At 32.5% G+C, this 14,097-nt stretch carries 12 protein-coding genes; 7 read left to right on the top strand and 5 right to left on the bottom strand.

Annotation, left to right across the window (positions count from 1 at the left end; genetic code table 11):
- Window positions 1–76: 76 nt before the first annotated feature.
- The 5 genes from sapA (at window position 77) to ACFFIT_RS02895 (ending at window position 5,456) form a co-directional block, all read left to right on the top strand.
- Window positions 77–1,753 (top strand): ABC transporter substrate-binding protein SapA, encoded by a 1,677-nt coding sequence (sapA, locus tag ACFFIT_RS02915; protein WP_385876146.1) that lies wholly within the window; start codon window positions 77–79, stop codon window positions 1,751–1,753.
- Window positions 1,754–1,816: 63 nt separating this feature from the next.
- Complete coding sequence (locus ACFFIT_RS02910) at window positions 1,817–2,782, top strand: ABC transporter permease subunit (protein ID WP_385876145.1); 966 nt, start codon at window positions 1,817–1,819, stop codon at window positions 2,780–2,782.
- Window positions 2,754–3,659, top strand: coding sequence for an ABC transporter permease subunit (locus tag ACFFIT_RS02905; protein ID WP_385876192.1), 906 nt, complete (start codon window positions 2,754–2,756; stop codon window positions 3,657–3,659). Before ACFFIT_RS02910 ends, ACFFIT_RS02905 begins: the two co-directional genes overlap by 29 nt.
- Entirely contained in the window at window positions 3,659–4,657 is a 999-nt protein-coding gene (locus ACFFIT_RS02900; protein ID WP_385876144.1) for an oligopeptide/dipeptide ABC transporter ATP-binding protein, read from the top strand. The genes ACFFIT_RS02905 and ACFFIT_RS02900 overlap by 1 nt, the downstream gene beginning before the upstream one ends.
- A 16-nt stretch (window positions 4,658–4,673) precedes the next feature.
- A complete protein-coding gene (locus tag ACFFIT_RS02895; protein WP_385876143.1) occupies window positions 4,674–5,456 on the top strand; it encodes an ATP-binding cassette domain-containing protein in 783 nt (260 codons plus the stop codon).
- Between the two features lie 90 nt (window positions 5,457–5,546).
- Here the strand turns inward: ACFFIT_RS02895 and ACFFIT_RS02890 are convergent, their stop codons facing one another.
- The 3 genes from ACFFIT_RS02890 to ACFFIT_RS02880 form a co-directional block, all read right to left on the bottom strand.
- Window positions 5,547–6,590, bottom strand: a complete 1,044-nt coding sequence (locus tag ACFFIT_RS02890; RefSeq protein WP_385876142.1) for a TerC/Alx family metal homeostasis membrane protein — start codon at window positions 6,588–6,590, stop codon at window positions 5,547–5,549.
- Window positions 6,591–6,613: 23 nt separating this feature from the next.
- Window positions 6,614–8,227: a hypothetical protein gene (locus ACFFIT_RS02885; protein ID WP_385876141.1), complete on the bottom strand. Its 1,614-nt coding sequence runs from the start codon at window positions 8,225–8,227 to the stop codon at window positions 6,614–6,616.
- A 723-nt stretch (window positions 8,228–8,950) separates the two neighbouring features.
- The gene (locus ACFFIT_RS02880) at window positions 8,951–9,400 is read right to left on the bottom strand and encodes an Rrf2 family transcriptional regulator (protein WP_385876140.1); all 450 of its coding nucleotides are present in this window, start codon (window positions 9,398–9,400) and stop codon (window positions 8,951–8,953) included.
- 88 nt (window positions 9,401–9,488) lie between these two features.
- Between ACFFIT_RS02880 and hmpA the strand changes: the two genes are divergently transcribed.
- Both hmpA and ACFFIT_RS02870 read left to right on the top strand, forming a co-directional pair.
- The gene (hmpA, locus tag ACFFIT_RS02875; protein WP_385876139.1) at window positions 9,489–10,736 is read left to right on the top strand and encodes an NO-inducible flavohemoprotein; all 1,248 of its coding nucleotides are present in this window, start codon (window positions 9,489–9,491) and stop codon (window positions 10,734–10,736) included.
- A gap of 342 nt (window positions 10,737–11,078) precedes the next feature.
- Window positions 11,079–12,011, top strand: a complete 933-nt coding sequence (locus tag ACFFIT_RS02870) for an alpha/beta hydrolase (protein WP_385876138.1) — start codon at window positions 11,079–11,081, stop codon at window positions 12,009–12,011.
- Window positions 12,012–12,488: 477 nt separating this feature from the next.
- On the opposite strand, the gene ACFFIT_RS02865 is transcribed toward ACFFIT_RS02870, so the two are convergent.
- Together ACFFIT_RS02865 and ACFFIT_RS02860 are read right to left on the bottom strand one after the other, a co-directional pair.
- Window positions 12,489–12,878, bottom strand: coding sequence for an AEC family transporter (locus tag ACFFIT_RS02865; RefSeq protein ID WP_385876137.1), 390 nt, complete (start codon window positions 12,876–12,878; stop codon window positions 12,489–12,491).
- A 26-nt stretch (window positions 12,879–12,904) separates the two neighbouring features.
- The gene (locus ACFFIT_RS02860; RefSeq protein WP_385876136.1) at window positions 12,905–13,390 is read right to left on the bottom strand and encodes an AEC family transporter; all 486 of its coding nucleotides are present in this window, start codon (window positions 13,388–13,390) and stop codon (window positions 12,905–12,907) included.
- Between the last annotated feature and the right edge of the window lie 707 nt (window positions 13,391–14,097).

Raw genomic sequence — 14,097 nt, 5'->3', positions numbered from 1 at the left:
CTGTTAAGAGTATAATCTTGGTTTTATTTTGCTATTTTTCTTGCCAGCGCTATTAATAATTTCTTGGAATGTAAATATGTCTTTGCTTAAACTGTTACATCATAAAAAACGACTGATTGGATGTTCTATTTTGTTGGTAACCTCTGCTTTGACATTCTGTGCTCAAGGTAATGAATTTAAAAGACATGTAGACAATCCTTTTTTTAATCAACGCATGGTTTACTGTGCTAACGACGTTATCCACACCTTTAATCCACAACGCGCAGCTAGAGGAATAACTGTAGATATTATTGGACCACAAATATATAACCGTTTATTACGTACTGACGATGATGCGTTGACTTTGGTTCCAGAATTGGCTGATACATGGGAAGTCAATGAGGACTATACACGTTTTATTTTTACGTTAAAAAAAGGAATTCCCTTTCATTCATCCAAACTCTTTACTCCCACCAGAAATCTAACTGCTCAAGATGTAAAATTTAGTTTTGATAGATTAATCAATCAGAAAAATCCATTTTATCATGTTGATTATTTCCCCTATTTTGAAGCCATAGGATTAAAATCAAGAATAAAATCTATTGATGTGCTCGATGAACACAGGATTGAATTTACTCTTCATCATCCTGATGTCACTTTTTTATCTCATTTAGCCAGTTATTTCGCCCCAGTTCTTTCGAAAGAATACGCTGAAACGTTATTGAAATTAGGAAAACCTGAATTGTTAGATAAAGATCCAATTGGTACAGGCGCTTTTCAATTAGTAGGTTACTTAGTTGATGAACAGGTAAGATTAAAAAAATTTGATAATTCTTGGCAGAGAAAAGATGAATCTGAGCATACATTTGAGCAAGTCATTTTCGAACTATCCTCTAGTGGTGTAGGCAGATTGGCAAAATTATTATCTGATGAGTGCGACTTATTGGCTTATCCAGCTGCGGCACAACTATCAAAAGTGGATGATGAAACTCGATTGAATCATTTAGAACGTTCAACTTTTGGTACTGCTTTTTTAGCATTTAATACACAACAACCCCCTTTAGATAATCCTAAAGTTCGTTCAGCAATCGCTTTCGCTATAAATAATCCTAGATTAATGCGATCGATTTATAGAGATTCAGCTGAAACAGCCAGTGCATTTTTGCCCTCATACCACTGGGCCTTTGACCCACAAGTTCAAATTACTCATTATTCACCTAAAGCAAGTAAACAAATCTTAAAAAGCCTGGGTATTGAGGATTTAACGTTAACTTTAAGAGTCTCATCGAATCCTCAGCCTTACAACCCAAGCCCAATAAAAATGGCTGAATTAATTCAAGCAGATTTAGCTCAAATTGGCATTTCACTTAAGATTATTGTACATGATGGACTCACCACGGCTTCTTATTATGATTCACATAAGGTGGATTTAGAATTGACAGGATGGAGTGCACCTAATGCAGAACCTGATAGTTACTTAAGACCAGTGTTAAGCTGTGCTGCTATATCTGCAAGGACTAATAACTCTTTTTGGTGTAATGAAGAATTCGACTCCCTGCTTGATAAAGCGTTACTTGTAGATGATAAAATGGCTCGCAAATTACTTTATCAAAAAGCACAAAAAATTCTGTTTGAAAAATTACCTATATTACCGATTGCTTATTCCAAAAATATGGTTATTTATGATACAAATATTAAAAATTCTCAGTCATTAACTCATGGAAACTTCAGTTTTTATAGGTTGGAGCGTATTTCTGAGGATGACTCAGAATAGTGTATTTAGATGAATAATCATTCCAACACTTAATTCTAATAAACGGATAAATATATTTAAATTATGCTGCATTTCTTATTTCAAAGGCTGTTACTTTTATGTGTAACCCTACTATTATTAATTATTATTAGCTTTAGTATCAGCTGGCTGCCAATTGACGCACCACTTGATGGAAAACCAATAGTACAAGCTTTTAATGCTTACCTTGGACTCCTAATTGATTTTGATTTGGGTATATCTTCTGTGAGCCAACAATCTATATTAGAACAATTAATTGTTGTATTTCCTGCAACACTTGAGCTGGCGTTTCTCTCCTTTTTAGTGGCAGTCATGCTAGGTATTCCGTTAGGGGTTATTTCAGCTCTTTATGAAGATAAGTTAGTTGATAAAATATTACGTATTTTCTCTCTCATGGGTTTCTCTATGCCTGTCTTCTGGGTAGGATTGATATTCATTCTCTATTTTTCCTTAAAATATGATACATTGCCACTTTCAGGCAGACTAGATTGGCGATATGAAGTTGATTTTGTCACCGGATTTTTGTTTATTGATGTATGGTATATGCCTGAACAAATAAGAGGCTATATTATTAATGATATGCTAAGACACCTGCTTCTTCCTGTACTAACTTTAACGATAGCTCCATTAGCTGAAATAACTTATCTTGTAAGAACAAATTGCATTGAAGTGAATAATTCTTTGTATGTAAAAGCGGCACGAACGCGAAGAATAAATTCATTTACTATAGTTAGACGTCATATTCTCCCCAACGCTTTGCCTGAATTGATCCCAAGATTTGGCTCTCTCTTTTCAAGCATGTTAACTATGGCAATTATTACAGAATATGTATTTACATGGCCAGGCATGGGGCGTTGGTTGATAAACGCGATAAGGCAAGATGACTATGCTTCTATTTCTGCGGGCGTTTTAGCTATAGGGTTATTGGTCATACTAATCAATACGATAACGAACATATTGGCTATTTTACTTTCACCTCAAGATAAAAAGGAGTGGCTTACCCTTGGATAGTATTTATCAAGAACAAATCACCTATTCAAGGTGGAGAACGACCTGGTATGCACTTCAGGCTGATTGGTTGGCAAAATCTGGCGCTATACTTTTTTTTGTCCTGCTTATCCTATCTGTATTAGGTCAGTGGATTCAACCTTATCCAATTGATAAGCAATTTTTAGATAATACGCTGATGCCCCCAATATGGGATAAAAATTCTGATTTGGCTTTTGTATTTGGTACTGATGATCTGGGTCGTGATATTCTAAGTCGTTTAATTGCAGGGGTATCTTCTACTTTTGGAGCAGGACTCTTAGTGGCATTATTTGTTTTTACAGTAGGGATATCATTGAGTTTATTTATCGCTCTTGGTCATCATGTTAGAGCGTTAATTATCAATCATATACTTGATATGCTCCTATCTATACCGTCGCTGTTACTGGCTATTATCTTTATCGCATTTATGGAAGCATCACTCTTTAATGCTTGTATCGCTGTATCATTGGCACTTTTACCTCGTTTAACAGTAACTTTGTACAGTGCTATCAGTAATGAGCTAGAAAAAGCTTATGTATGTGTTTTAAAACTGGATGGTGCTAGTTTATCATTTATTGTTAAGCGCATTATCCTTCCTAACATCAGTCCAATTTTAGTCAGTGAATTTACAAGAACTTTATCACTGGCCATTTTAGATATTTCTGCACTAGGTTTCCTTGGGTTAGGAGCTCAACTGCCCTCTTCTGAATGGGGGACCATGATAGGTCACTCATTAGAATCCATCTTCTTAGCGCCATGGACTGTGATGTTGCCAGGCTTTTGCATATTTATTACTGTATTAGCTATTAACTTGCTGGGTTTTGGTGTTAGCCGTGCAATTACTAAAGGGGTTAGCTAATGCCACTTCTAGATATCAAAAATTTATCTATTCATTTTGAGGATACCGAATCAAATACTGGTCTGCCTGTGAAAGCACTTGATAACGTTAGTCTCTCTATAAATCCTGGGGAAATTTTAGGCTTAGTAGGTGAATCAGGTTCTGGGAAGAGTATTATCGCAAAAATTATCAGTGGTATGAAGAGAAATGATTGGTGTATTGAGGCGGAACGTTTTCGTTTTGAGGACATTGAATTATCTAAGCTAACAAATAAAGCAAGACAAAAATTAATTTCAGAAAATGTTGGATTTATAATGCAAGAGCCTCAAGCTGCGCTCGATCCCTCTATGCGGATTGGTAAACAACTTGAACTGTCATTACATAGTAGTAGTTTTAAAGGTAAATGGTGGCAAAGATTTAATTGGCGTAAAGAGCGCGCTATACAATTACTCCATCGAGTAGGTATTAAAGATCACCAAGATATTATGCATTCTTATCCATACGAACTCACTGATGGTGAGTGTCAAAAAGTGATGATAGCTATGGCAATAGCTAATAGTCCAAAATTATTAATTGCAGATGAACCGACAAGTATCATGGACAGTTCAACTGAAGCTAAAATATTTAGACTACTCTCTAGCTTAAATCAAAATCATAATATGTCGATTTTATTAATTAGCCACGATTTACGGATTCTGAGCAAATGGGCAGATAGAATTAACGTGCTTTATTGTGGTCAAACTGTAGAAAGTGCTGAAACTGAGGATTTACTAAATTCTCCTCGCCATCCTTATACAGAAGCATTAATTCACTCTATCCCTGACTTTAGCCGTAAAATCGCACATAAAAGTAAATTAGATACATTACCTGGTGCTATTCCCGCATTGGAACATTTACCAGTCGGTTGTCGATTAGGACCAAGATGCATGTACGCTCAAAAAGAATGCATAGAAAAACCCCTACTTATTAAAGAACGTACACATGCTGTTGCTTGCCATTTTCCCCTAAATGAGCATTAATTTAACTGAGGATGCAATGAAAAGTTCCGAATCATTATTAATCATAAAAAACCTTGAAAAACAGTTTACTTATAAAACACGCTTAGGTCTTAACGAAATTTTACATGCAGTAAAACCATGTAGCTTTGAAGTAAAGGCTAAACAAACGCTGGCTATCATTGGTGAAAATGGTTCAGGCAAATCAACGCTTGCAAAAATGATTGTCGGTATGGTTGAACCTACAGCAGGTGAGATATCAATTGGAGATAAAGTATTAGAATTTGGGGATTATAGTGTTCGTTCACAATTAATTAGAATGATTTATCAAGATCCTGCCGCATCACTTAATCCCCAGCAACGCGTTGGTGAAATTTTAGATATGACTTTGGAGCTTAACACTAATTTTGAAAAAAAAGAACGGCTATTTTTAATACAAAAAACCCTAAAGCAAGTAGGCTTACTTGCAGAACATGCACAATATTACCCATCAATGCTTGCTGCAGGTCAAAAGCAACGTGTAGCGATGGCGAGAGCCATTATTTTACAGCCGATGGTTATTATAGCCGATGAACCTTTAGCTTCCTTAGATATGCCGATTAGGGCACAAATAATTAATTTGATGTTAGAGCTACAAGAAAAAGAGGACATCACATTTATTTATGTGACTCAAGACATAGAAATAATGAAGCACATCAGCGATTATGTTGTTGTAATGCATGAAGGTGAGGTAATCGAGCTAGGAACACTTGACGAAATTGTACATAAACCACAGCATCCAATTACTCAAAAACTAATGAATTTTGAAGTGCCATCACTTTAATTCGCCTTTTAATTATAATTATTAAATCTAAATTTATTACTTAAGGGCTTAATTTGTTAAACTTAATTACGCCCTTAAGCGTTAACTACATCATGCTTTCTTCTTGAGGAGACTTAGAACAATACTGATGAATAATACCGACATCACAATGATTAAACTATGAGACGCTTCTATAGAGTAGCCATGATGGAAAAGATGATTAGTCGAGTTTAAACCAATTTTAAATGCAACAAAGAATAATAAGATCACTACTGCTTTTTCCAGATAATGAAGTTGGTCTTTGAGAGCTTCAAGAACAAAGTACATAGTTCTTAAGCCTAAAATTGCAAACATCATAGCACTATAAACAATAATTGGCTCTTTACTTACTGCTATAATGGCTGGGACTGAATCAAAAGCAAACATCACATCAGATAATTCAATTATCGCTAAACATACAAAAAGAGGCGTAGCAAAGTATTTACCTTTTTTTCCTTTGTTAGTATCAATTTTTATCTCTTTATTTTCAGGTTTTAATAATTCTTCTTCCACCACATTTCTTGAAATAAAAAATTGATTACCATGAATTTTGGGCCAAAGTGGGAACCATTTTTTTACCAATTTAAAGGCAAAATGTGAAGAATAATCCTCGACCTCTTCTGTCTTAGCACTCTTTTTAAGCATCATCACGGCTGTCCAACCTACGATTAAAGCAAATACGAGTTCTACATAAGGCCCAAGAGCAAAAAGACTTGTACCAATTAGAACAAAAATCCCTCTAAAAACGATGGCACCTATAATACCCCAATATAAAATACGATGCCTATATTGTTCAGGAATATTAAACCAAGCAAAAATAGCCATCATAACAAATAAATTATCTACGGAAAGGATCTTCTCTAGCGCATAACCAGTTATAAATAGACTGGCCATTTGAGGGCCTGCGATCGTCTCTGTTCCACCAAAAAAATAAAGATATACAGCAAATAATAATGCAGTAAAAATCCAGAATACAGACCATAAAGAAGCATTTTTAAGAGTAATAACTTTACTTTCTTTATGCATAAAAATGTCTAAAAATAAAGCAAAGCAAGAAAAAAACACAAAAACAATCACAGTGCGGTACTGAGTGAAAATATCAATAAACGATTCCATATAACCCTTGTATTAGAAAAAAATTAAAACAACGCTAAAAGTGTCCTATCTTCATGATGGCCTTTCGACCATTTTTTCAAATATTTGATTGCATTGATTTCCTTATCTTTGGTTTCTAATACTTGTTTATTAAGAGCACTTATTGCACTTTGGTTTATAGCTGAAGAACCCTCCTTTGGAGGATCTTCAAATATATATTTTTGAGCCCCTAAATTCAAAAGCAGCAATAATTCTATTTCATCTGTAAATAAGAAAGACATTTGCCTATTTACAATGGATAAATTTAATGAGGCTGGACTAAGATACTGACCTATTGTGATATCCTCATCAAATTTATTGCTTAAAATATTAGCTTTAGCTTGATTTAGCAATATGATGAGGTCATCTTTAAGACTATAGCTTAGTACAAACCATTTATTATCAATATATTTACATAGAATAAACGTTAAAGAGCTTCGTAAATCATCAATGCTTATATCATTAAGTTTTGCTTCTGCAGAATTTACATATTCCTCTAATGATTCAAGACCTACATTTAAAGCATCCTTGACAAGTTCACTCATTGTCTCATGAATTAATTGAAAGTCCAAAATAACCTTTTGAAAGATTGAATCGGTTGGTTCAATATTCAACTTTTGAAGTTCAATTGAAGACCAATAAGCGAATTTATTAAGTTCACTTTCATTTATTTGTTGAACTCTGTTCATATAAAGCTTGGTTGTTGATTCAATTGACTGATTTAAAACTTTACTATTAAGCCTATCACATAAAAAACAACCTACATTCCTAGAAAGTAAACTAGAAGCTTTTCGACTCGCTTGACTATTTATATCGCCATTTGCCATAAGAAGGATTTGCCAACCAGTACTTAAGCGATTGACAAAAAAGTCATCTTGGCTTGATTTACCTAAATGCGCATTTAATGTGCCTCTCATGCGGGCTCCAAAGACATTTTTAAATCTGGGATCCTTCTCCTGATTTTCAAAATATTTAATATCAAAATCGGATTTGTAATAGATATCATCAGGTGCACTAGGAATAAATTGCCAGTTAGATTTATTATCAGCAGTAACCTGTATTTTTAAAAGAGACATCAAAATAAGATTATCCTCTTTTTTTATTGTACTTTCACTGACTGATCGATCGCCTAAATGATTTTGCCATAAATATCTCTTATTTAAATTTTCATATGTGGGAGAAAAGGACTGTTCCTCATTTACTTGATTAGGCGATTGAGTTTTAAGACCAGTTTTTATTACATGATTGTCGTTAGCTTCATCTGTTAATTTATAAGACAAAGTAAATGTAAATTCTCCTGATTCTAAACACATTCCTTTGATCATTTGAGAGGATTTATCAAAAGTAAAAGCCTTATTATCTAAAAAATCTATATCAATAATAGTTAATTTTCTTTCAGAAGAATGGCCTATTTGTTCACAAAAAGGCATATTTTGCTTTATAGGGGGACAAAAAAAAGAAACTATATCATTTATGTCTATTTCTTTAGTATCAGTTTCACATTCAGGAGAAGAATCGGCATTTTTAATGTTATCTACTCCCTCAATTTTTTCTGCTTTATCTGCTTTATCTGCTTTATCTGCTTTATCTATGCTATTTTTGTTGATTTTTTTTGCCATGGCATTGCCTTATCAAGAATTATTCCATTATCTTGCCAGATATGCTTAATTATTAATTCATATTTGTATTTTATTCTAGCATAAATATATATTTTATTATTAAATTTTACTTTTAAATTAAGTTTAAAAAGCTGATTCGATTTATAAACAAGTTTTTAATAAAAATGTATATGTAATCTCTTTATGCTTAACTCTAATAAGAAATTAATAATTCGATGATTTAAATTTATGGAAAGCAAATTGCTAAATGAGGTATTTATTTTAAGATTCATTAAATGGATATAATAGCTCATATAATTGTTTTATAAACTATTTTTAAATCTTAAAAAACTAAGGGCACATAAAGATGATCACTACAAATTTAATCTTTGCTGATAAAACGATATAGATGAGCACCTTTAAACTAAAGGAATCTTGACATTAAAAAGATCGTGGCAAATATCTTGAATAATATATGAAATAATTTGCATAGTAGCTTTCTAATCGTCGATGAAAAACATCTTTGAGATATTCGACGAAAATCTCTTTTTCTCGCCATAACAGTTGATTAGTTTATGCAGCGCATGAATGCATTTCACTATAGGAAAAAATCACACATTATAAAAAAAATCAAACTCTATAGATGTTATCATTTAAATCCTTCGTAACAGAACCCTTTTAGTTACACTGTAACTTTTAATATCCAAATCAATAAACAATTTAAGCTCTAGCTGGTTATCCTCCCTACTCTTTAGAGGAGAATACCTCGACAGGAATAACTTTAATTAATTCTTTATTATGTATTGTGTCGGCTAATGTGTATTTATTAAGTGTATTGATAAAATTTTGTGATGCTTCAAAAAAATAATGTTTAAGCTTACAAGAGTTTGTGATCTTACAACCATTATCATTTTCATTAAAACATTCAGCAATATACATATTAGGCTCTAATAATTTAATAAGATCTCCTAGGCGTATCGAATCAGTTTTTTCCGCAATTTTGATCCCACCGCCTTTACCTTTTATAGTTTCTAAAAAACCAAGTTTCGATAACTTATGTACTACTTTTACAAGATGATTACGAGAAATGCCATAATATTCAGATATTTCTTTTACACTTGCTATATTTTCTGGGCAAGAAGCGACATACATCAAAGTCCGTAACCCATAATCTGTAAATCGTGTTATTTGCATTTTATGTCCTTTATCCCTAATTATTTGTTGCAGTTTTAGAATGAACCCTTTAATATGTATTTTTAATGCATATTAAAGGGAGATAATCATGATTTCGCAAAAAAGCATTGAACTGGTCAAATCCACAGCCCCTATTCTACAACAATATGGTGAAACCTTAACTAGGCATTTTTACAAACGCATGTTTTTGTCTAACCCAGATGTTTCTGCGTTTTTTAATGTAAAAAATCAAGCTATTGGAACACAGCAAAGAGCACTAGCGAATGCAATATCCGCTTATGCTGAAAATATTAAAAATTTAGATGTGCTACATAGCGCAATTGACTTGATAGCAAATAAACATGCTTCTTTAATGATAAAACCAGAACACTATCCAATAGTTGGTGAAAATTTACTTGCATCCATAAAAGAAGTTTTGGGTGATAACGCAACGGATGAGGTATTTAATGCTTGGAGAGAAGCATACTGTTTTTTATCTGAACTTTTAATTAACCGAGAAAACCAAATTTATAATAATAATGCCAATAAATCAGGAGGTTGGCATGGATTCAGAAATTTTAAAGTTATAAAAAAAGAAAAAGAAAGTAGCCTAATTACCTCATTTTATTTACAACCAGAGGACAAAAAAGCCCTACCTCATTATTTTCCTGGTCAATATATTACGCTAAGAGTACCAACTCCAGATGGTTTTAAAACTATGCGCAATTACAGCTTATCTGATAAGCCTGGATTGAATTACTTCAGGATCAGTATTAAGCGTGAAGTTGCTCTTAATCAAGAAATCCCAGCTGGTATTGTTTCCAATATATTGCATGACAAAATTGATGTTGAAGATATTCTTGAGATTGGTCCCCCATGTGGTGATTTTTTTCTCAATACTGATGAATACAATGGTAAATCTTTAGTTCTCTTAGCTGCAGGCGTTGGAATTACCCCTATTTTGAGTATTTTGAACTTTGCTACTGACAATATGCCTGAGCGTGAAATCATTTTAATATATGGGTGTAAAAATCAAGTGGTGCAACCTTTTAAACATAAAATAGAAGCACTATCAAAAATTCACTCTAAGCTTAGAGTTCACTATCGATTTAGTAATCCAAAACTTAACGATTTCAATGCTAATCAAAGTTGTTCAATTGGAAAAATTAATATGCAATTAATTGAATCTCTTATTACGGAAAAAGATGCAGATTATTATTTTTGTGGACCTAAGCCTTTTATGTCAACACTCTTTAAGGGGCTTTTAGATTGGGGTATTCCAAATAACCAAATACACTTTGAGTTTTTTGGGCCAAAAGAAGATTTACAAAATAATAGCAAGGGTACACTACGCTAATTAAATACTGTTTAAATTTGTTTTTTGGTGTGTTCTATTCAAATTTAGTTGCATACTAGTGTATGGAGTCATTTGAATTTCATGCCAGTAGATTCTTTTCAAGAGTTAAGTTTTGCTAGATTTGATAATTGGCAAAATCAAAAACATAAAATACATCAACTGAATTGCTTTTTTTGAGCTAAAAGATTAAAGTGAGAACAATTCATTATCAAAAGTGAATGATATAATTCATTTACTCATCTTATTTTTACTTGGCCAACACTTTATTTTTTACATATTTTGCCTTATGTATATCTTTATTAAGTTCATCATTTTTTTCAAAAGAAGCTATGGAGAATTTGAATGTTTAAACAAAAGCAAATTGTTCTTATCTTATCAATTTTATTATCAGGTGCTTGTGCTTCTAAAGATAATGTTCTTCAGTCTAATGTTGGTAGTTCATATATTGAAGTAATTCCATCGGGTGAATTGATTAATGGTACGGTTGATTCAAAACTACTATACGTTAATGAAGCCGATAAAAAACCTTGGAATTATTCAGTCTATCTACCCGCTAATTTTTCTACTGGAAATGAATATCCTGTAATTTATATGCTTCATGGAGCCGGTGGTGATTTCACTGACTGGCCTAATAAAGGGTATATTGTCCAAAAATTAGATAGATTAATTGCAGCAAAAGATCTACCTCCCAGTATTGTTGTGTTTCCAGATGGATTTACATCGTATTATATAGATGGTGATAAGCATCAAATGCAAACAGCATTTATTAACGAGCTAATACCCCATATTCAGAAAAACTACCCAATTATCAAAAATAGACAAGCGCATGCCATAGCAGGTTTATCTATGGGTGGATATGGTGCTTCGCGTTTTGCTTTATTATTTCCAGAATATTTTGCCTCAGCGGTTATGCTCTCACCTGCATTATGGACTGTGGACTCTATGCCCGTATCTCGTAAGGAAAGTTTTGCCAAAGATAGGAGTGATGTCTATGGAAATCCTTTCGATGATGAGAGATTACGCAAGCACCAATTTGATCAAATTCAGTTAAAAGATCAAACAGCATTGCCTATTCATTTTTATGTTTCTTATGGTTCAGCTGATACAATAACAGCACCTGTTGATGCCGAGAATTTTGTAATTTGGGCCAAAGACAACCATTACGTTGTTGAGTCTCAAAAATACAATGGCTACGGTCATTCATGGGATTTTTGGAGTACTTCCATAGATGATGGTTTAAGATTTATTGGTAAAAAATTTAATGTATCCAATTGATTTAATTGCAACTGAGCTATATAGTCAAATAAAATGACGATACTGGTTTTAGTATTACTTAGCTCAAACTGACTGAAAATCAGAATAATATCTTCTCCTGCAGCCTAGACTGATTTTTGTGAATTGATTTATTTATTGTTTGGTGAATCCACGTTTATTTAATGGCTAAAATTACTTTTTTATAGAAAACAAATACTCTTCTTAAGATATTCCATACAAAAGATTTTAAAGATGTTTGTTTTGCAGAATTGACTCACTAATAACTTAAGGAGTTTTGAATGCAGAGATTAGAAAATTTTAATGCTGCGCTAGGCAATTAATTTGAATAGTACTTTATGTTAGTATAGTTGATGTTTTTAATATTCTTTGATTCTTTTTTAAAGTTAAAAATATAAAAAATTAGAGCACAATTGTACATCCATTAATTTTGTCTAGAGACATAAAAAATCAATTTAGAGTCGCGTTTATGAAATAACATTAAACTATCCAAAAACCCATTATCATAGGTATTGATAAAACACTTATCAGAGTTCCCCACGTAATAATTGCCGCCATTGCATGTGAGTCCCCTCCCATTTGTCTCGATAAAATGTAGGCATTACCTGCGCAAGGAACGCAACTATATAACAAAGCTATGCTGGCATAAGTTCCTGTAATATCAAAAGTAAGCAATAAACAAAATGTAATCAAAGGAAGTAAAATTAATTTTAAACAAACAGCATAACTTATTGCAAATAAATAGCTCCTGTTCATTGTTAAAATTAACCCAGCACCAACAGACATAAGGCTTAACGGTGACGCCGCTGATCCTAAATAATGCATATAATCATAAACTGGCCCATTAATACCTATATCAGCTAGTTGCAAAAAAAATCCTAAAAGTACGGCTAAAATTAAAGGATTTTTAAAAATAGAAGTAAAGAGAGTAAGTGCATTTTTTTATTATCACTATCTCCATATAAGTTCATTACAACAACACTCATAACGTTTGTAATAACGATCATATAGGCTATAAAAACACCTGCAATTGCGACGCCTTTTTCAGAAAATAGTGAGGCACTTAAAGCAAGAAAAATATAAGAATTATATCTTATACTTCCTTGGAATAGCGAGGTAAAGAGCCTATTGCTTTTGATTAAAGGTTTAGTGAAAAATAAAACTATAGCCACTAAAACTGTACTTACTGATGTTACTACAATCCCTTTAATTACTTCGCTTGAAAAAACCGCAGCATTTATTTCTAATACTAATAATGCTGGGAAAAACAGGTAGTAAACTAATTTGTCAATGTATGACCAAAATACATCATTATTAATGAAAAATTTTTTAGATAAGAAACCTGAAATAATTAACAAAAAAATGGGAAAAATAGAAAACAACGCTGGGATCATTTTTGATATCCTACTACTAAACGAAATTTGAATTTATCAAGATGTCGACAAACAACATTTCAATGATACTTGAGGAATAATGAATTAATTTTTATCCATTGTCTATGGTTATTTGAAGCTTATTAGCTTTAATTCAGCCCAGTAAAATAATAATATCATACTAATTATAATGTATCAAAAAATGACTAGCATAGTTAGTTGTTTGCAGACTGCTGACTTTCTTAGTTTAATGATATTCTAACTTACTCATGTAAGTTCAATTTCAATATATATAGCTACGATGAGAGTAAATTTGATATAGTTAAAGCGTTATAAAATTTGTAATATAGAAATGATTATTCATTCCAAAGCACTTATGGTTGGTTAATAATCAATTTCTGTCCAAATTATTGTTTAACATATAATTTCATGCCTAACTGAAATAAAGCAGTATTACTGTCGGAACTTGACAAGTTACGATGCATGTGTGCCAACCAATTCGTTATTGCAAGTCACGCTTAGCTTGTTAGTGCGTTATTAATAAGAACACAGTTTTGCATCACGATTATGACAAACGACACTTCACTAATGGTTCATTTTCATTCAGCTTATTACTTCACATCTGACGATTTTAGCATTGCCTTTTAAACTCAACGTTCACCACTATATCTCTTAAATAACGTAGCTAGAGCCGATTTAGTACTTGATCTTGCCAG

This window comes from Thorsellia kenyensis (genome assembly GCF_042432445.1).
In the GTDB taxonomy this organism is placed as follows: Bacteria; Pseudomonadota; Gammaproteobacteria; order Enterobacterales; family Thorselliaceae; genus Thorsellia; species Thorsellia kenyensis.
Note: the sequence above shows the minus strand (reverse complement) of the source record. Positions and strands in the feature narration are given on the sequence as shown.